Genomic DNA, 17,476 nt, shown 5'->3' with positions numbered 1-17,476 from the left:
TCAGCTGCCCTCTGTCAGAAGTTCGGGAGCGGCGCGCAAGGCATCGGCGCTCAGGTGGGTCTTTAGCGGCTGATCCGCGGCGGTGCCATGGCGGATTAAAGAGAAGTCGTCTTGGGCCGTTGCGGTCAGGGTCAGCGCGGCGGCGCCGGGGCAGGCGCAGCCCTTGGCGCAGCCGGAGATATGCAGCTTTCTCCCCGCGGGAACATGCGGCGCTAAGTCCCGTGCGAGATCGCGGGTGGAAGACAGCGCCTGCAGGCAGCCGGGTGCGCCGGTGCAGGCGATGACTTGCAGGCGCGGATCCGTTGCATCCAGGATCAGGCCGGGCAGGGGCGGCAGGCTGGCGGCCCCTGTCACCAGCAGCGCGCGCCAGGGGGTGAGGCGGATTTCGCCGTGATCTGCAAGGTCCGCCAATGTGGCGGCGGGCATCTGGCCGAATTCCAAAGCGGCGAGTGTCCCCGCGGGGACAGCGCCCGGTTTTGCGGTGAATTCGGCCCCTGCCACCGGTGCGGCATGCGCCGCCGGCGGCCCGCGGCGCGCGATGAGACGGCGCATCCTGCCACGGCCCTCGGGCGCGCCGCCTTGTTTCAGGAACCAGCGGGCAAGGGCGAGGGCTTCGGCAACGGCGGATTCACGTGTGACGGGCAGGCCGGTCTCAGAACCGTCGGCGCGCAGGATCAGGGCCTCGCCTGTTCGCTCAACGCGGATGTCGGCGGCGGTGTCCTGCAGGACCGGCGCCGCGCCGCAGTCGACGGCAAAGCCGAATTTCCCGGGCAGGGTGAGGTCTGCGGCGGCGGTCAGTGCGGCGCTGAGATCAGTGGCGATGGCGTGGGTGTCGTCACCCGTTGCCCAGAACGGGGCGAGGAGGACATTGCGGCGGGCTTCGGCGCGAGCGTCCGGGTCGATCAGGCCAAGATCGCGCAAGGCTTCGATCAGCTCTGCGTGACCGTCTTCGCGGATGCCGCGCATCTGCAGGTTGGCGCGGGCGGAAATATCCAGCAGGCCGTTGCCGAAATCTTGCGAAAGTCTTGCCACACCGCGCGTCTGGGTTACGGAAAGTTTACCCATTGGCGCGCGCACCCGCACCACCAGCCCGTCGCCGGACATCATCGGCCGCAGCGCGCCGGGGCACCAGCCGTAGACTTTGGGTTCGGGTGCAGCACTCATGCGGCGCCCTCCAGACCGGCCATGATGGAGTTGCGCCGGGTGCTCCAGAGGCCCGCGTCGAACAGGGCGCGGAAGCGGTCGCGCATCGCCTGAAGAGCGGCGGGGTTTTCGCGCTCCATGAACGCCACCAGATCGTCGCGGCCCAGCGTGGCCTCGAAATAGAGGTCAAACAGATGCGGCTGCACCACCTGTGCCAGATGCGCAAAGGCGGCCATGTGGTCCAGCGTGGCGGCGATCTCGGCGCCGCCACGGAAGCCGTGGTTCATCATTGAGGTCGCCCAGTCCGGGTTGGCGGCGCGGGCGCGGGTGACGCGGGCGATTTCTTCGCCCAAGCTGCGCGCCTGCGGCTTGTCCGGGCGGGTCGCGTCCATGTGGTAGAGGGCGGGCGCTGTCTGGCCGATGCGGGCCATGGCGGCGGCAAATCCAGCCTCATGCGCGGCATAGTCCGAGGCGACCAGCAGGTCGGTTTCCGGCAGATCCTGCAGGTGAACAAAGCTGTCGGCGCTATGCAGTCTTGTTTCCAGCGCCTCGCGGGCGTCGCTTATGGCGCCCTTGGCGTCGATGGCGTGGGAGGAGGCGTTGAGCCAGGCCTCGCCTGCGGCAGCGCGGGCCTCGTCGGTGTAGTCATCCAGATGCGGGTTCATCGAGAGGCCGTACTGGCCCGGTTTTGGACCAAAAACGCGGGGGATCTCGGTGAGATAGGGGTTGTCCGTTTGCGCTTCCTCGCGCTGGGCGAGGGCGGCGGCAGCAGTTTCGAACATTTGCGCCAGCCCCGGAAACACGTCGCGGAACAGGCCGGAAACCCGCAAGGTCACGTCGATGCGCGGGCGGTGCAGCATTGAGAGCGGCAGCACCTCGAAGCCGGAGACGCGCTCGGAGTTTTCATCCCATTTCGGGGCGAGCCCTGCGAGGTGCAGCGCCATGGCAAATTCCTCGCCGGCGGTGCGCATGGTGGCGGAGCCCCAGAGATCGATCACCAGGCCCTTGGGCCAGTCGCCGTGGTCCTGAAGGTGGCGGCGCAGCAGCTCTTCCGCCAGTTTGACCCCTTGCGCATGCGCCGCCCGCGACGGCACCGCCCGCGGGTCGGTGGTAAAGAGGTTGCGCCCCGTTGGGATCACGTCCGAGCGGCCCCGAAACGGCGAGCCGGAGGGGCCGGACGTCACGATCCGGCCATCTAGGGCGGTGATCAGCCCTGCGCGTTCCTCAGCCCCGCATTGGCCGGTGCCGAAGATATGCAGCCCCTCTCCGTACTGGCTTTCCTTGATGTCGCAGACAAAGGCGTCGATGCGGGTGATCGCCTCGGCGGGGGAGGTGCCGGGGGTGAGGCCAAGGTCAGCCTCGACGCCGGTGCCTTGCGCCTCGGCGCGGATATCGCCGATCAGCCGGTCGCGGCGGGCCGGATCCAGCCCGTCGGCGGTGGAGTATTCGTCCAGCAGGCTTTCCAGCCGGGCCATCCCGTCAGGCAGGCTGGTCTGCGCCAAGGGTGGCGGCAGGTGGCCGAGGGTGATGGCGCCGATGCGGCGTTTGGCCTGGGCGGCTTCGCCCGGATCATTGACGATGAAGGGGTAGGCGACAGGCAGCGGGCCGGTCAGAACCTCGGGCCAGCAGGCGCCCGACAGCGCCACCGCCTTGCCCGGCAGCCATTCCAGCGTGCCGTGGGCGCCGATGTGGACAAGGGCATCGGACTGGGAGCGCAGCCAGAGATAAAAGGCGACATAGGCGTGGCGCGGGGTGCGGTCGAGATCGTGGTAATCATCGACGCGGGTTTTCACTTCGCCGCGTTCGGGTTGCAGCGCGATCAGGGCCTTGCCTGCGCGCAGGGCCTTGAAATGAAAGGCACCATCACGGCAGTCTGCGTCTTGGTCCGGGGCGCCCCAGGCCTCTGCCAGGGTGTTTTGCAGGTCTTGCGGCAGGCTGGCGAGGGCTGCGCGGTAGTCTTCCAGCGGGACGCTGAGGGTCTCATCCATCAGCCGCAGGCCGGTGTTTTCCTGCGGCTCCACGGTATAGCCCTGATCCCACAATTCGCGCAGGATTTCGTCGCAGGAGGCCAGCGCGTCGAGGCCGACGGCATGGGCGAGGTTGTGGTCGCGGCCGGGATAGGTGGAGAGGATCAGGGCAAGGCGTTTTTCTGCATTCGGCAGTTCGCCAAGGCGCAGCCAGCCGTCGACGCGGTCAACAGCGGCTTTGACGCGATCCGCATCGGCGCGGTGGGCAAAGCGGGAATACTGCAGGTCCGGGTCTTTCCGGCCCGGGGATTTGAAGCTGACAACGCCTGCGAAGATGCGGCCGTCGACTTCGGGCAGCACCACATGCATGGCGAGGTCGGCGGGCGACAAACCCCGGTCGGCCTCGGCCCAGTCTTTGCGGCGGGCGGTGGAGAGGGCGACCTGGAACACCGGGCAGCCGGTGGTGCTGAGCGGCGAGGCGCTGCCGTCGGTGCCTTGGGCCGAAAACGCGGTGGCGTTGATGATGGCGGCGGGGGACAGCGCGGGGAGAGTTTCGCGCAGCCAGTCAGCGGCGGCGGGGGCCTTGAGGCTGGCGGCAAAGAGGCCATAGGCGGCGTATCCGCGGGCGCGCAGCTCAGCGATCAGCGCATCCACCGGACCGGTGTCTGCAGCAGTGAGGTAAGAGCGGTAGAAGCTGACCAGCACCAGCGGTTTGTCTTGTGCGGGGAGATCCGCCAGTACGCCTTTGGCCGGGTCATAAAGCCCATGCTGCGGCATGGATTTGAGGCCCAGCACAGGGCCGGCATAAAGCCCTGCCGCGAGCGACAGCTGGGCGAGGGCGGCCTGTGCGGCAACGGCGCCGCCGGCGTCGCACAAGGCCTGCAGGCGGCGCAGGGTGGAGACGGGCAGGGTGGACAGCTCATCCAGCCTTGCATCCTCGCGCCCGTCGGCAGGCAGGATCGCCAGCGCAATGCCCTTGCGGCGGGCGAGGTCCTGCAGGGTGGCGAGGCCATAAGGCCAATAGCTTTCGCCGCCGATCAGGCGGACCAGGATGCCTTTGGCGCCCTCCAGCGTCTGTTCCGTGTAGACGTCGACCGAGAGCGGGTGCTTTAGCGCGACCAGATTGGCGACGCGCAAGGAGGGCAGCCTGCCGTCCGCGCGATGCCATCCCGCCGCAAAAGCGCCGAGGTCGCTGTCGGAAAACGACAGCACCACAAGATCGCCGGGCGTCTGCCCGAGATCCTGCGGGGTATCGGTCTCGTCAAGGCCGTGGCTTTCGCGGAAGACGACGTGCATGGATCAGGCCTTTGCTTTTCGATAGGCGTTGGTGGAGAGGGTCGGGCGCAGCCCGGCCTGCGGCCGGGCGGTGTCATCTGAAATGATGCGCCAAACCCGCATAGCTTCAGGCGCCCAGTGCGGCGCGGATGGCCGGGGCGTCGATGTCGTCATGCTCGGCGATAACCACCAGGGCGGTTTTGCGCGGCTGCGCGCCCCAGGGCTGATCGTATTGGGCGCGCAGGCGCTCGCCCACGGCTTGAACCAGCATCCGCATCGGCTTTCCTTCCACCGCCACATAACCTTTGACGCGCAGGATGTTGCGCTCGCGGGCGAGTTTCACGATGGCATTTTGCAGCGCTTCCGGGTCGGATACTTCGCCCATTTCGACAACGATGCTTTCAAAATCGTCATGCTCGTGGTCGTGGTGGCCGTCGTGATGGCTGGGGCGGGCGTCCAGATCATCCTCGGCAGCGGCGCCCAGGCCCAGGATGATGCGCGGGTCGATCACGCCTTCGCTCATCGGCAGGATCGGCAGCTTGCGCGGCGCTTCGGCCTCGATCACCGCGCGGGCCTTCTCGACGCCTTCGTCGCCGGCCAGGTCGGCCTTGGACAACAGAACGATGTCAGCGCAGGAGATCTGGTCCTCGAATACCTCGGACAGCGGGGTTTCGTGGTCGATGCTGTCGTCCGCTTCGCGCTGGGCCTGCACGGCGTCCAGGTCGGGGGCGAACTGGCCCTTGGCCACGGCCTCGGCGTCCGCCAGGGCAATCACCCCGTCGACGGTGATGCGGGAGCGGATCGCGGGCCAGTCAAACGCCTTCAGTAGCGGCTTGGGCAGGGCCAGGCCGGAGGTCTCAATCACGATATGGTCGGGTTTTTCGGGCAGGGCCATCAGCTGTTCGATGGTGGGGATGAAGTCATCGGCCACGGTGCAGCAGATGCAGCCGTTGGCCAGCTCCATGATGTTTTCCGCCGGGCAGTTGTCATCGGCGCAGGATTTCAGGATGTCGCCGTCCACACCGGCGGTGCCGAATTCGTTCACGACCACAGCCAGACGCTTGCCCTGCGGGTTTTGCATCAGGTGGCGGATCAGCGTGGTTTTGCCTGCGCCCAGAAAGCCGGTGATGACAGTGACGGGGATCTTGTTGAGATCGCTCATGATTACTCCTCGGAGAAGAACTTGGCCGGCGGGATGCGGGCAACAGATTGCTTGCGGAAGGTCTGCGGGCGCTGGCGCCAGGGCACGACGCCATCAGCGGTGCCGGCATAAGCCGCCGCGCCTTCCAGAATTTCGGGGACATGCTGGTCCGGGTCGAGGTCGCCGTAGACATAGGTCCAGCGCTCCTCGCCGCCGATCAGTGCAACAGCGCAGCCTCGCTTGCACGACGACAGGCATTCGACGCCACGCAGACGGACGCCTTCGGGCATTCCGGCCTCTTCCAGCGCTGCGTGCAGGATGGCACCGGGGCGGGCGGCCTCGGGGTCGGCGCCCTCGCGGCGGCAGGTGAGGCAAACGGTCAGCGTGACCGGTCCCGGGGTGCTGGCAGATTGGCCTGCCATGTCGTCAGCCATTGGCGCGTCTCCTGTCGCGGCAGGGCGTGCGGGATGGCCGAAAAGGGGCCAGTCGTGCGAACCCCTTACCCGGTCGCAGAACACCCCGTCTGCCCGTTGATCTCTCCTTCGCTGGCAGGTCTCCCGGCTTGCGGATGCCAAGGCGCAGGGCCTTGCCGGCCATCCTGCCTTCCCGGGGATCACCCAGTGGCATGGCGGCCTCATCCGGTCACGGTCGCGGGGGCGGCTGTGCTTCGGCCCGAAAGCCTTCACATTCCCTCTTCGCCTGTTTTCACAGGAACCAGCTGAACCCCCTTGCGCTATCGTGCCCTTCTTTGTCAAGACATGGGTCAAACAGCTGGAGAGCCCCCAATGAGCGAAAAGTCTGAAACCGGCATCTCAGAAGAAGAAGCCGCCCGTCATACGTCCAAGATGGCAAAGAAAAAGGCCGCGCGCGACCGGATGATGAAGACCAAGGAGGGCGAGAAGGGACTGATTATCGTCCACACCGGACCGGGCAAGGGCAAATCCTCGTCGGGGTTCGGGATGATCATGCGCTGCATCGCGCATGGGATGCCGTCCGCCGTGGTTCAGTTCATAAAGGGCGCCTGGCAGACCGGCGAACGCACGCTGATCGAGGAGAACTTCAGCGATCTCTGCCAGTTCTACGCGATGGGCGAAGGCTTTACCTGGGAGACACAGGACAAGGCCCGCGACATTGCCGCCGCGCAGAAGGGCTGGGAGAAGGCCAAGGAGATGATCCTGGATGAGCGCAACACCATGGTGCTGCTGGACGAGATCAACATCGCGCTGCGCTATGACTATCTGGATCTTGAGGAGGTTTTGGAGTTCCTGGTGGAGCAGAAGCCGCCGATGACCCATGTGGTTCTGACAGGCCGCAACGCCAAGGAAGAGCTGATCGAGATTGCCGATCTGGTGACCGAGATGGGGCAGATCAAGCACCCGTTCCGCGCCGGTGTGAAAGCGCAGAAGGGGGTGGAGTTTTAATCCCTTTCAGGCTGCAGTATTGAGCGGGCTTGAGGTTTTGCGCTTTGCTTCGCAAATCGCCGGGGGGCGGGGGCGCTGCCTTCGGCAGCGCCCCCGCCCGGCCCAACGCTTTTCAGGGAACCTCTGGTTCATTGAAAAGGGGCGGGAGTGCCCCGGCCTTTGAAGTCCGGACTGTTAGCGCGCATGCGGAATTAAGCTGCCAGCCGGGCGGCTTTCTCGCTGATATAGGCATCGACCGCTGCGCGCTGTCCTTCATCCAGGCGCAAACCCAATTTAGTGCGGCGCCACAGGTAGTCGTCGCCTGAACGCACCCACTCGCGGGCAATTGACCAGTCGAGTTCCCGTGCGGTGATTGTTGCGCCGAAATCCTGGCCCAGATCAGCGGCGGATTTGGCATCGCCCAGCACCTCCCAGGACTCCAGCCCGTAGGCGCGGATCAGCCGGGCGGCCCAATAGGCGCTCAGGAACGGATAGTCCGCTGCCAGCTTGGCTTTTAGCGTCTCCACATCCGCCACCGCAAAATCACCGCCGGGCAGGGCCACGCCTGCGGTCCAGTCCGACGGCAATTGCGGGAAAACCTTGCCGATTTTCGCCAGCGCGGCCTCGGCCAGCTTGCGGTAGGTGGTGATCTTGCCGCCAAAGACATTCAGCAGCGGCGCCTGTGCTTGATCCAGCGTCAGCACATATTCGCGGGTGGCCGCAGTGGCCGAGCTGGCACCGTCGTCATAAAGCGGCCGCACGCCGGAATAGGTCCAGACAATATCCGCGCGCGTCAGTGGCTGTTCGAAGTATTGCGACGCAAAATCAATTAGATAATCCTGCTCGGCCTCCGTGCAATGCGGTTTGGTCTCCGGATCCGGATGGTCGGCGTCGGTGGTGCCGATCAGGGTGAAATCCGTCTCGTATGGAATGGCAAAGATGATCCGCCCGTCGGTGCCCTGGAAGAAGTAGCAGCGGTCATGGTCGAACAGTTTTGGCACCACGATATGGCTGCCGCGCACCAGGCGGACGTTTTCGCGGCTGTTCTGGCCCAGTTTTTGCTTCAGCACGTCGGCAACCCAGGGTCCGCCTGCATTGACCAGCATCTTGGCCCGGTGTTCCTTCTCCTCGCCAGTGGCGTGATCCTTCACGGTGACAACCCAGTGATCAGAGTGGCGCTGGGCTGACAGAACCTCGGTCCGGGTCAGGATTTCGGCGCCGCGGGCCTGTGCATCGCGGGCGTTCAGTACCACCAGGCGGGTGTCCTCGATCCAGCAGTCTGAGTATTCAAAGGCGGTCTTGAACTTGCTTTTCAGCGGCCGGCCTGCCGGGTCGGCTGCCAGGTCAAGCTTGGCGGTGCCGGGCAGGATGCCGCGTTTGCCCAGGCTGTCATACAGAAACAGCCCCAGCCGGATCAGCCAGGCGGGGCGGCGGCCGCGGGTCCAGGGCATGAAGGTGGTAAGCAGTTTCGACGTCGGCGTTTCGCTATCAAAGCGCATGTCCTTGTGAAACGGCAGCACAAAACGCATCGGCCAGGAGATGTGCGGCATCGCCTTCAGCAGCACCTCGCGTTCGATCAGCGCCTCACGCACCAGGCGGAATTCAAAGTATTCCAGATAGCGCAAGCCGCCGTGGAACAGTTTGGTCGAGGCCGAGGAGGTGGCGGAGGCCAGATCGTTCATCTCTGCCAGTGTCACCGACAGGCCGCGGCCCGCCGCGTCGCGGGCGATGCCGCAGCCGTTGATGCCGCCGCCGATGATGAAAAGGTCCGTAACAGGCGTGTCAGTCATTTTCGCTGCTTTCGTTTTGTCCTGCGGTCAGGATCCGGGTGCCTGCGGCCTGCGCCGCCTCGGCAAACTCATTGGGAACGGGGCGGTCGGTGATCACCACGTCCAGCTCTGCCACATCGCAGATCCGCACCGGAGCAGAGCGGGCGAACTTGCTGCCGTCGCAAACCAGCACACGCTGGCGGGCGTTTTTCAGGATCGCGCGGGCAACCGAAACCTCGCGGGCGTCGTGGTCCATCACGGCGCCGTCGGGATCCAGAGCCGAGGCGCCGATGACGGCGAAATCGACCTTGTAGCGGGACAGGAATTCAACCGCGTCCTCGCCCACAATAGCACCGTCGCTTTGCCGCACTGTGCCGCCGGCCAGGATCAACTCCTTGGCCTGGCCGCCCATCATCAGGTTGATAATGTTGATATTGTTGGAAATCACAGTAAGGCCGCTGTGGCCGGAAAGCGCCCGCGCCACCTGTTCGGTTGAGGTGCCGATGTTAAGAGTGAGGGAGCAATTGTCTGGGATCAGTTCAGCCGCCAGTGCCGCCATCGCCAGCTTGTTGCCTGCGTTCAGCTTGCGCCGGTCCTCGTATCCCTGGCTGGCGGCAGAGCTTATCCGGACGGCGCCGCCATGCACGCGGGACAAGGCGCCGCGCGCAGACAGGTCGCGCAGGTCTGCGCGGACCGTCTGTAAAGATACGCCAAAGCGCTGGGACAGGTCGTCAACCTCGACCCGGTCCTGCCGGTTCAGCAAGGTGATGATTTCGTTCTGACGGGCCGTGGCATCCATTTGCTTTCCTTTCACCGCGTTTCCATAGCGGAGTACGGATGAAATGTCACCTTGTGTTTTCGTTTTGAATTCGACGATACGCAAAACGAAACGGCGCGCGGTTGCGGACACGCCGGGACTGCTGCCAGCCTGTGTCTTCTCAGGTGAGCGGGATCAGGTGATTGTCCCAGGCCAGATCCGACCGGTGCAGCGGGTGATTGCCGGATGCTGAAACCCCGAAAAACTGCCCGCTGCCGGTGCTTGCGGTATAGCCTGCATCGGACATTGCAAGGCCGCAGACATCCGTCATGCGGTGCTCCTGCAGCAGATCCCCGGTTCCGGTATCCATCACCTGCAGCACCCCGCCGCGCGGCGAGGTGACACCGATCTGCGCTCCGTCCGCTGAGAAGGCGAGGGAGCCGCCATAGCCATTGAGGTTCAGCACCCGCGGGTCGCCATCGGCCATCAGGCGGGGCGTGCTGCCGGGCTGGTGCAGGCCCACGATAGGCAGGGCTTCGCCCGGATCCCCCTGCCATTGCATGGCAAAACCAACGGTGCCGTCGGCACGTATGGCAAGGTGGCGGATCGAGTTCAGATGCAGCTCTTGCGGCAGTTCCATTTGCGCTTGCAGGGCGCCGTCAAAGCCCAAGTAACTAAGGTTCGGGCGCATGTCCGGAAGGTTCAGCTTGGCGCGGCCGCTATCGGGGTGGGTCTCAATGCCGCCATTGGCGATGACCAGTCCCGGCGCGTCCCGGCGCAGCAGCATATCGTGCGGGCCAATGCCGCCGGAGGCGAAGGCGGCAATGCGCTTGTAGCCGTCCGTTGCATCCCAAACGCCGATCACACCGCGCGCATTCCCGAAATCGTTTTCGGTGGTGAACAGGCGGCTGCCATTGGGGGAGAATGTGCCGTGGCCATAGAAATGATGCCCCGCAGGCGGCTCCAGCCGGGCGAGGGCGGTGCCCGTGCGGCAGTCAATCACATCGGCAAAGCGGCCGGGGCGGCGGGCGAATGCCACGGCTTCGGGCCGGACCGGATGCGCCGCGGCGGCATGGCCGCGGGCCGGCAAAGGGTGGCGGAACAGGATTTCGCCGTTTTCTGTAAGACCCGCTAGCAGGAAGGTGCCGCTGGCGTCCTTGCCCGCAGACAGGAAAACGGGGCTGCCTGCGTTGGCCCAACTGGCCTGCGGGGCCAGGCCTGTGGCCAGAAGACCGGCCAAAAAGCCGCGGCGGGTGGCCATGTCAATCGCCGTCCAGAGAATTGAAGCCTGCGCTGATCCCCAGGGCCGGACCCAGTTCCCCGGACACCAGCGCGCGCAGGTTTATGATCTCCTGCTGCAGGGATTCGATGCGGAAGCGGCTGGCGGGATCCGCCACGCCGGCAAAGACCGGATCGTTCAGGGTCCCGGCTTTCTTGCGGGCTTTGGCAAAACCGGCAGTGATCTTGGATTGCAGATCCGCGCGGCTGTCTGTCAGCGCCAGGGCCAATGGCTCCAGCGCGTTCAGCGAAACCAGCACATGGCGCAGGCTGCGCCCCGAACGGCGGGCCTCGGCGCGGTTGGGGCGCGGGCGGTCAAAGGTGCCGAGCGGGCGGCCAAGGCGCATGTCGTCCAGTACTTGCAGCCCTGTGCTGAGCGCCTTGAGCAGTTCCTGAGTGATTTCCTCGTCGCTTTGGTAGCGATCGGCGGGGCTGTGCATTTCGGCTGCGTAGTTCTGTTCCCAGTCCGTGTTGATGGATTGAGCCGTGGCCGCGATGTCGATGCTGATGGCACGGGTCAATGCACATCGGTAATCATCGCTGCCCGCGGCGGAGAGCTGCGGATCATACAGCAGGTATTCCAGCGCATAAAAGCCGCGGGCCGCGATGGAGTGGCTGGCGAATTGCGCCGGGTCAGAGATGTCCGGGTCTTCGCTGCGGATCAGATTGCCTAGCGCCTTGGGCGTTTTGCTGCGGCTGTCGGGCCAGAAAGCCAGCGCAAAGGCGCGGCTGTCTGTTTCGGTTGGGCCAAAGCGGTAGTGGCTGGCGGCGATCCAGGCGTCGAAAGCATCGGCATAGGCCGCGCGCAGAGAGTCGGACTGCGGATCGCAGTCCGTCTTTGCCGTTTCTGCCAGAGCTTCGGCGTCCGCTGCAAGCTCCTGAAAGGCGGGGAGGATCAGCTGATCGGTGATGCTGCTGGACAGCTCAGACGCGGCAGCAGGGGCTGCGGCGAGTGCAAAGGCCAGGACGAGGGACGGGGCAGGGACGCGCATCAGAGGCTCTCCAGAAAGGCGATCAGGGCGGCGCGGTCTTCCGGCGGCAGCTCTACCACGCCGGTTTTGGCCTCCTCTGCCTCGCCGCCGTGCCACAGGATGGCCTCCAGCAGGGTGCGGGCGCGGCCGTCATGCAGGAAGGTGGCCCGCGGCGAGACCTGCTGGGTCAGCCCGATCCCCCACAACGGCGCGGTGCGCCATTCGCGCCCTGTTGCGCGGGCCTCGGGGCGGTTGTCGGCCAGGCCTTCGCCCATGTCGTGCAACAACAGGTCGCTGTAGGGCCAGATCAGTTGGAAACTCTGCTCGGGGCGGTCCTGCAGCCGGTGGGTCACGTATTTCGGCACGTGGCAGGACGCACAGCCGGTGTCGTAGAATACCTGTTTTCCGCGCAGCACCTGGGCGTCGCCGGTGTTGCGCCGTGCGGGAACGCCGAGGTTGCGGCTGTAGAAGGTGACCAGATCCATGTTCGGCTGGTCGATCTCGGTTTCACGGGAATCAGCACCGCCATGCGGGGCAGTCCGGCAGGCGGTTTGCAGATCGGTGCATTCGCCTGCGTGCGTCGGGAACAGCGGGGTAGAAATGCCGATATCGCCTGAAAACGCACCGGCGGATTGTTCGTGGACGGTCGCCATCCCGGCCTTCAGGCCAAAGCGGCCCAGCATGACCCGGTTGAATTCACGCGACCAGACCAGATTGGCGCGGCCAGAGATGCCATCGCCGTCTGTGTCTTCCTCATCCGCATGGGCAAGGATATCGGCGGCGGGGATCGCCTCCAAGAGGCCCAGGCCGATCATCGGCGGTGCAACGCGGGGTGACAGCATGGCACCCTCGGCCAGCGGGCCGTAGCCGAGGTTTGCTGCGGTGTAGCCGGGACGGTGCAGGGTGGCCGTTTCACCGCCGCTCAGGGCAACTTCGAAGTCTTCATACTCGACCTGCAGCTTGTACTCCGGCGCGATGCCGGGGGCGGAGAAATCCTGCAGCTGGCTGCCATAGTGCGGATCGGGCGCGGTGCCGATGTAGTCATGGACTTCCTGCAATTCCGCGGGAACCGGGCCGGGTATGGAAACCCGCAGGAACATGGTGGTGGAGGTGTAATCCGGCTGTTCCGGCACATGGCCGCGGCCGTCCTTCAGGTGGCAGCGCTGGCAGGAACGGGCGTTATACAGCGGCCCAAGCCCGTCGGACGCCTTGGTGGACGCGGGCGAGAATACCCAGATTTTCTTGAACAGCCCGTTGCCCAGTTTGAACTCCAGCTCCTGTTCGAAGCTGAGGTTGGCAGAGTGCTGGGAGAACGCCTCGTCATCCGTCCGCGCACGCACAGTGGTGGCACCAGCGGGCAGGTCTTCGAAGCGTTCCGGCGCGGAGAAATCCGTGGCCGGAGCGGTGACGGCCTCAATCCGGGCGCGTTCGGCATCGGTGCGGGGGAGGGAGGAGAGATGCGGTTCTGCCTGATACTGGCTGGCCAGATCCAGCGCCGCAACGGGGGTGGCCGCCGCAAATGCGGCAGCCAGAAACAGTTTAGTCTTCGATCTCTGCCATCTTGGTGGCGTTGAGCTGGGCATAGTTTTCGGCGCCGATCCGGTCGTGCAGTTCAAGCTGCGTTTCGAGGAAATCAATGTGGCCTTCTTCATCCGCCATCAAGTCTTCAAACAGCTTTTGCGTGACGTAGTCACCCGCTTTGTTGCAGGCATCGCGGGCTTCCTTGTAAAGCGCGCGGGCGTCCACTTCGGCGGCAAGGTCGCATTCGAGGGTTTCTTTCGGGGTCTGGCCGATCCGCAGCGGGTCAAGCTTTTGCAGGTTCGGGTGGCCGCCGAGGAACAGAATCCTTTCAATCAATTTGTCCGCGTGCTCCATCTCCTCGATGGATTCTTCGCGGCTTTTCTTGGCCATGCTGCCCAGGCCCCAATCGTCCTGCAGCCGGTAATGCAGCCAGTACTGGCTGACCGCTGTCAGCTCATGTCGCAATGCTTTGTTGAGATAGTCGATGACCTTGGCGTCGCCCTGCATATTCACTCTCCTGAATTCGGCCTGCGCCTAAATTCTGAAGCTGCGCAGGGACTTCCAGATTAGCATTCGCGCGCATGGTGTCGAGGAAAAGCGGCATGCAGCCGCCGCAATCAGCGGTTTTCCCCAAGGCGTGATAGATCTTGCCAGGGGTGACTATCGTTTCGGGATCGGCATTTCGCATCCAGTCGATGGCTGCGCGGATGTCGTGGTCCGAGATCTGTGTGCAGTGGCAAACGATCATGCTGCTCGCGTCCTTGCCCGGTGGCGCAAAGGCCAAGTGATTCCGTTGGGAAATATATCCGACAGAATTACTGGGGTTTCAAGGGGTATCCAGAGTAAAATGCTTGGGTATATGTCGCGGGCGGGACCCGGACTGACAAAAAAGGGGCCGCAGTACGCGGCCCCGAGGTGTGGTTCTGTTCAGGGGATGCCAAACGTCACCGAGGGAAATCTCACGCACCAAGCGGGATGATCAGGTTCACACCCAGGACGGTGCTTTTGGTGCCGGCCTCATCGACGCGGGCCAGGCCACCGCCCAATGTGAAGCCGTTTTCAAATTCGTAATCTGCGCCGATGGTGATCAGGTCGGTCTCGCCTGCGCTGTCCAGATCGCGATGCACCAGCCCGCCGGACAGGGTCACGTTGCCGATGGTGTAGGCGCCGGTCAGGGTGGCATACAGCGCATCATCCGCCGAGCCGCCAGCGTTCGAGAAGGAGGCCACCTCGCCGTAGAGGCCGAAACCGCCGTCAAAGGCATGGGCGAGGCCTGCGACAAAACCCTGTTCGTCATCTACGTCGCCGGCGCCTGCGCTCAGGTGGCGGGCGCCGATGTGGTAGCGGGTGTTGCCGGTTTCCTGCGTCCACTGAATGGCAAAGTTGTCCAGCTCACCAGTGTTGCCGGCGCCGCCGTCAGCCGTGGCGGTGCGGCCGCGGTCATAGCCGACAGAACGGCTGAGGCCGGAATCATCAGCGTAGAACACACCGAAGGACAGGGTGCCCGCGCCGTTCAGCTCTACGTCCGCCAGGATACCGATCTGTTCGACCAGCTCATAATCTTCGGCGATGGAACTGCCGAAATTGCCTGCGGCGTCATCCCAGGCGGTACCGAACACCGGGTGCAGTTTACCAACTGAGACGGTGGTGGCGCTGCCGATACCAAAGGAGACGCCGAGTTCTTCGATATAGACGCCCATGTCATCAAAAGTGCGGTCATCGGCGGCGTCCGTCAGCGACTCGGCGGTGACGGTGGCAAAAAGTTCAACACCATTGCCAAATGTATAGGCGCCGGAAGCGGTGATTACGGCAAAGGTGTCGCGGATCTCGGCAGTGGCGTCATCGGAAGACAGCACGCTTTCATTGGCGATCTCGATCTCGCCTTCCCAGCTGAAACCCTGGGCCAGGGCGGCGTTTGCGCACAGGAAGACGGGCGCGCTGAGAGCCAGCGCCGCGGAGGGTTTGATTTTCATGGGGGTTCTTCTTTCTGTTGAGGGACCTGGCCGCTGATGGCGGCCAGGTCCCTTCATTTTGATTCTGTTATGTTATTACGTTGCCAGGCGTTATTCGAAGACTGCCGAGGGATTGTCAAGGCTGTCAGAGCCTTCGATAGCAACGCCGCCCAGATCAAGCGTGGTCACCACCCTTTCGATCGAGCGGGTCTGGTCGATCAGCCCGTTGACGCCGCCCATCACCAGCGCTTCGCCCGATTTGTTGCCCTGGGCCAGCATCTGGTCGTAGGACAGGCCTGCTTCGGCTGCGGTTTTGATCCGGCCAAGGGCCTGCATGGTGCCCGCCAGCTTGCTGCGCATCTCGATGTCCAGATCCGCGTCCTTGGCGGCCACCAGATCGGCCAGCGACGCGCCCGAGACCAGCTCGCCGTTCACGCGCACATATTCGCCCAGATAGACGTTCTGCACGCCCAAGCCGTCGTAGTAGTGGCTGTTGTGGGTGTTGTCGGAGAAGCAGTCATGTTCTTCCTCCGGGTCGTTCAGCATCAGGCCCAGGCGCATTCGCTCACCGGCCTGTTCGCCATAAGACAGCGAGCCCATGCCGGTCAGCATCGCGGTGATGCCGGCGTTTTCATCGCCCAGCAGCGTGGTGCGGGCTTCGCCTTCGGCGCCCCACTGTGCGGCGATCCATTCCAGGTCATTGATCAGCAGCTCGGTTGCTGCCTGCAGGTATTCACCGCGGCGGTCGCAATTGCCGCCGGTGCAGGCATCGCCCGCAGCGTAGTCGGTCCAGGGGCGGTCGCCGGCGCCGTGTTCGGTGCCCTTCAGGTCCTGGCCCCACAGCAGGAATTCAATGGCGTGATAGCCGGTGGCCACATTGGCTTCGACCCCGTCGGCCTCATGCAGGGCGCCTTCCAGCAGCTCAGGTGTGATCTTGGCGGCGTCGATGGCTTTGCCGGACAGCTCGAAGCTGGGATTGGCGATGATGTTCAGCGATGCCAGGGTGTTCTCGTCGGTCGGCCCGCCATAAGAGGCGTCCACATAGTCGATCAGGCCTTCGTCCAGCGGCCAGGCGTTCACCTTGCCTTCCCAGTCATCGACAATGGCGTTGCCGAACCGGAAGACTTCGGACTGCTGATAGGGCACGCGGGCGGCGATCCAGGCGGCGCGGGCAGCTTCCAGGTTCTCAGCCGACGGATGTGCGACCAGCGCGTCGACGGCGGCTTTCAGCACCTGCGCAGTGGCCAGGCTGTCCTGGTATTTGGCCTCGGCGATATTGGCATAGTTGGTCAGCACTGCGGCCTTGTCGGCGGCAAAGGCTGTGGTGGCGCCAAAGGCGAGACCGGCAAGGGCAGTGCCCGTGAGAAACAGGGATTTCATCAGCTAAGTCCTTAGTTCTATAGTGAATTCAGTGAAGGGTGGCGGTTGCGGGCCGGGCCGGTTGCAGCGGCGGGCGCGGCGTCATGATCTGTTGCAGCAGCAAGCCGCAGTCAGATGCCAGCCGGGTCAGCTCGGACGCCTTGCGCGGGGTGACGATCAGCGAGGCAAGAATTTGCGCATCGTCCTGCTGGCCTTCGGCAGCACAGGCCAGAAGATTGGCAAAGCAGTTTTCATCCGCGCCCAGGCATTTGCAGGTCATGCCGTGGCGCACCAGCGGGCGGCGGCCATGGGTGGCGCAGAAGTTGCAGAGATAGCCAAAAGCCTCAAACGCGGCTTCGGCCATTTCGGGGCCGAAGTTCACCTCGAAGTCCCGGCGCATCTGGTCGCGGGTCTCGGCGCCGGAAAACCAGTGGCGCAGATAGATCACCGCGCCGGCCTCCAGCGGCGGCAGCTCGGACAGGGTGCCGACGGTCACGCCGCCGCGGGGGGAAGGGGGCGCAGTGCTCATGGCCGTCCGCTCACTTGGTCAGGATCAGCTTGCCTGCGCGGGTGATGCGCAGCGAATAGATCTGCCCGTTCAGCAGAATACGGGCCTGCACGCCGCCGCGGGTCAGGTCCTCGGCGTGGTAGGTGGGGAACACTTCGGTGGTTGCGGTGGTGGCGTTGGCCGGCACCGGCTTGGAGGCAATCTGGTTCATATCTTCCGCCCATTGCTGAATTCCGCCCTGTCCAGAAGCCATTCCAGACAAAAACCGGACAGAGCGCCGGAGGGCGCAAAAACCTGCGGCCACAATTGGCGCATGTCCTCGGGCTCCAGCTCTTGGGTCTGCGGGCCGCGGTGGCGGTTGTCTCTGGTCGGCATGGGGCGATCTCGGTTGATTAAATGTCACTCGGGCTCGCCTGAACCGAGTCAGGCTGGCTG

Annotated in this window: 16 protein-coding genes and 1 riboswitch; of the genes, 1 reads left to right on the top strand and 15 read right to left on the bottom strand. The window is 64.5% G+C overall.

Features of this window, described 5'->3' with window-relative positions; all coding sequences use genetic code 11:
* The 4 genes from cobG to K3555_RS14380 all read right to left on the bottom strand — a co-directional run bounded on the left by cobG (nucleotide 1) and on the right by K3555_RS14380 (nucleotide 5,960).
* Nucleotides 1-1,164 (bottom strand): precorrin-3B synthase, encoded by a 1,164-nt coding sequence (gene cobG, locus K3555_RS14395; RefSeq protein ID WP_260005867.1) that lies wholly within the window; start codon nucleotides 1,162-1,164, stop codon nucleotides 1-3.
* Nucleotides 1,161-4,406 carry a cobaltochelatase subunit CobN gene (gene cobN / locus K3555_RS14390; protein WP_260005865.1) on the bottom strand — a complete coding sequence of 1,082 codons (3,246 nt, stop codon included), beginning with the start codon at nucleotides 4,404-4,406 and terminating at the stop codon, nucleotides 1,161-1,163. The genes cobG and cobN overlap by 4 nt, the downstream gene beginning before the upstream one ends.
* 106 nt (nucleotides 4,407-4,512) lie before the next feature.
* Nucleotides 4,513-5,547 carry a cobalamin biosynthesis protein CobW gene (gene cobW / locus K3555_RS14385; protein WP_259994305.1) on the bottom strand — a complete coding sequence of 345 codons (1,035 nt, stop codon included), beginning with the start codon at nucleotides 5,545-5,547 and terminating at the stop codon, nucleotides 4,513-4,515.
* Nucleotides 5,548-5,549: 2 nt separating this feature from the next.
* Complete coding sequence (locus tag K3555_RS14380; RefSeq protein WP_129371636.1) at nucleotides 5,550-5,960, bottom strand: DUF1636 domain-containing protein; 411 nt, start codon at nucleotides 5,958-5,960, stop codon at nucleotides 5,550-5,552.
* A gap of 95 nt (nucleotides 5,961-6,055) precedes the next feature.
* A riboswitch (cobalamin riboswitch) is annotated at nucleotides 6,056-6,260 on the bottom strand.
* 51 nt (nucleotides 6,261-6,311) lie between these two features.
* On the opposite strand from K3555_RS14380, the gene cobO reads away from it, so the two are divergent.
* Entirely contained in the window at nucleotides 6,312-6,947 is a 636-nt protein-coding gene (gene cobO / locus K3555_RS14375; RefSeq protein ID WP_259986376.1) for a cob(I)yrinic acid a,c-diamide adenosyltransferase, read from the top strand.
* A gap of 191 nt (nucleotides 6,948-7,138) precedes the next feature.
* Here the strand turns inward: cobO and glpD are convergent, their stop codons facing one another.
* The 11 genes from glpD to hemP all read right to left on the bottom strand — a co-directional run bounded on the left by glpD (nucleotide 7,139) and on the right by hemP (nucleotide 17,252).
* Entirely contained in the window at nucleotides 7,139-8,716 is a 1,578-nt protein-coding gene (gene glpD, locus K3555_RS14370) for a glycerol-3-phosphate dehydrogenase (protein ID WP_260005862.1), read from the bottom strand.
* On the bottom strand, nucleotides 8,709-9,494 hold the full coding sequence (locus K3555_RS14365; RefSeq protein WP_259986359.1) for a DeoR/GlpR family DNA-binding transcription regulator: 786 nt from the start codon (nucleotides 9,492-9,494) through the stop codon (nucleotides 8,709-8,711). Before K3555_RS14365 ends, glpD begins: the two co-directional genes overlap by 8 nt.
* Nucleotides 9,495-9,633: 139 nt before the next feature.
* Nucleotides 9,634-10,713 (bottom strand): DUF1513 domain-containing protein, encoded by a 1,080-nt coding sequence (locus tag K3555_RS14360; RefSeq protein ID WP_260005860.1) that lies wholly within the window; start codon nucleotides 10,711-10,713, stop codon nucleotides 9,634-9,636.
* Between the two features lies 1 nt (nucleotide 10,714).
* Nucleotides 10,715-11,722, bottom strand: a complete 1,008-nt coding sequence (locus K3555_RS14355) for an imelysin family protein (RefSeq protein WP_260005858.1) — start codon at nucleotides 11,720-11,722, stop codon at nucleotides 10,715-10,717.
* The gene (locus tag K3555_RS14350) at nucleotides 11,722-13,284 is read right to left on the bottom strand and encodes a di-heme oxidoredictase family protein (RefSeq protein ID WP_260005857.1); all 1,563 of its coding nucleotides are present in this window, start codon (nucleotides 13,282-13,284) and stop codon (nucleotides 11,722-11,724) included. The genes K3555_RS14355 and K3555_RS14350 overlap by 1 nt, the downstream gene beginning before the upstream one ends.
* Complete coding sequence (bfr, locus tag K3555_RS14345; protein ID WP_027259753.1) at nucleotides 13,241-13,729, bottom strand: bacterioferritin; 489 nt, start codon at nucleotides 13,727-13,729, stop codon at nucleotides 13,241-13,243. The genes K3555_RS14350 and bfr overlap by 44 nt, the downstream gene beginning before the upstream one ends.
* A complete protein-coding gene (locus tag K3555_RS14340; RefSeq protein ID WP_260005856.1) occupies nucleotides 13,677-13,970 on the bottom strand; it encodes a bacterioferritin-associated ferredoxin in 294 nt (97 codons plus the stop codon). The genes bfr and K3555_RS14340 overlap by 53 nt, the downstream gene beginning before the upstream one ends.
* Nucleotides 13,971-14,181: 211 nt before the next feature.
* Nucleotides 14,182-15,195: a porin gene (locus K3555_RS14335; protein WP_260005853.1), complete on the bottom strand. Its 1,014-nt coding sequence runs from the start codon at nucleotides 15,193-15,195 to the stop codon at nucleotides 14,182-14,184.
* A 90-nt stretch (nucleotides 15,196-15,285) separates the two neighbouring features.
* On the bottom strand, nucleotides 15,286-16,554 hold the full coding sequence (locus K3555_RS14330) for an imelysin family protein (RefSeq protein ID WP_260005851.1): 1,269 nt from the start codon (nucleotides 16,552-16,554) through the stop codon (nucleotides 15,286-15,288).
* Nucleotides 16,555-16,582: 28 nt separating this feature from the next.
* Nucleotides 16,583-17,062, bottom strand: a complete 480-nt coding sequence (locus K3555_RS14325) for a hypothetical protein (RefSeq protein WP_260005849.1) — start codon at nucleotides 17,060-17,062, stop codon at nucleotides 16,583-16,585.
* A gap of 10 nt (nucleotides 17,063-17,072) precedes the next feature.
* On the bottom strand, nucleotides 17,073-17,252 hold the full coding sequence (hemP, locus tag K3555_RS14320) for a hemin uptake protein HemP (RefSeq protein WP_259986339.1): 180 nt from the start codon (nucleotides 17,250-17,252) through the stop codon (nucleotides 17,073-17,075).
* Nucleotides 17,253-17,476: the final 224 nt, after the last annotated feature.

This window comes from Leisingera sp. M527 (assembly GCF_025141525.1).
Lineage (GTDB): Bacteria > Pseudomonadota > Alphaproteobacteria > Rhodobacterales > Rhodobacteraceae > Leisingera.
This window is presented reverse-complemented; position numbering and strand designations above follow the sequence as displayed.

Excerpts from the sequence above, each read along its gene's own strand:
- cobG (WP_260005867.1), bottom strand. The coding sequence starts at position 1,164 with ATGAGTGCTGCACCCGAACCCAAAGTCTACGGCTGGTGCCCCGGCGCG.
- cobN (WP_260005865.1), bottom strand. The coding sequence starts at position 4,406 with ATGCACGTCGTCTTCCGCGAAAGCCACGGCCTTGACGAGACCGATACC.
- cobW (WP_259994305.1), bottom strand. The coding sequence starts at position 5,547 with ATGAGCGATCTCAACAAGATCCCCGTCACTGTCATCACCGGCTTTCTG.
- K3555_RS14380 (WP_129371636.1), bottom strand. The coding sequence starts at position 5,960 with ATGGCTGACGACATGGCAGGCCAATCTGCCAGCACCCCGGGACCGGTC.
- cobO (WP_259986376.1), top strand. The coding sequence starts at position 6,312 with ATGAGCGAAAAGTCTGAAACCGGCATCTCAGAAGAAGAAGCCGCCCGT.
- glpD (WP_260005862.1), bottom strand. The coding sequence starts at position 8,716 with ATGACTGACACGCCTGTTACGGACCTTTTCATCATCGGCGGCGGCATC.
- K3555_RS14365 (WP_259986359.1), bottom strand. The coding sequence starts at position 9,494 with ATGGATGCCACGGCCCGTCAGAACGAAATCATCACCTTGCTGAACCGG.
- K3555_RS14360 (WP_260005860.1), bottom strand. The coding sequence starts at position 10,713 with ATGGCCACCCGCCGCGGCTTTTTGGCCGGTCTTCTGGCCACAGGCCTG.
- K3555_RS14355 (WP_260005858.1), bottom strand. The coding sequence starts at position 11,722 with ATGCGCGTCCCTGCCCCGTCCCTCGTCCTGGCCTTTGCACTCGCCGCA.
- K3555_RS14350 (WP_260005857.1), bottom strand. The coding sequence starts at position 13,284 with ATGCCCAGCTCAACGCCACCAAGATGGCAGAGATCGAAGACTAAACTG.
- bfr (WP_027259753.1), bottom strand. The coding sequence starts at position 13,729 with ATGCAGGGCGACGCCAAGGTCATCGACTATCTCAACAAAGCATTGCGA.
- K3555_RS14340 (WP_260005856.1), bottom strand. The coding sequence starts at position 13,970 with ATGATCGTTTGCCACTGCACACAGATCTCGGACCACGACATCCGCGCA.
- K3555_RS14335 (WP_260005853.1), bottom strand. The coding sequence starts at position 15,195 with ATGAAAATCAAACCCTCCGCGGCGCTGGCTCTCAGCGCGCCCGTCTTC.
- K3555_RS14330 (WP_260005851.1), bottom strand. The coding sequence starts at position 16,554 with ATGAAATCCCTGTTTCTCACGGGCACTGCCCTTGCCGGTCTCGCCTTT.
- K3555_RS14325 (WP_260005849.1), bottom strand. The coding sequence starts at position 17,062 with ATGAGCACTGCGCCCCCTTCCCCCCGCGGCGGCGTGACCGTCGGCACC.
- hemP (WP_259986339.1), bottom strand. The coding sequence starts at position 17,252 with ATGAACCAGATTGCCTCCAAGCCGGTGCCGGCCAACGCCACCACCGCA.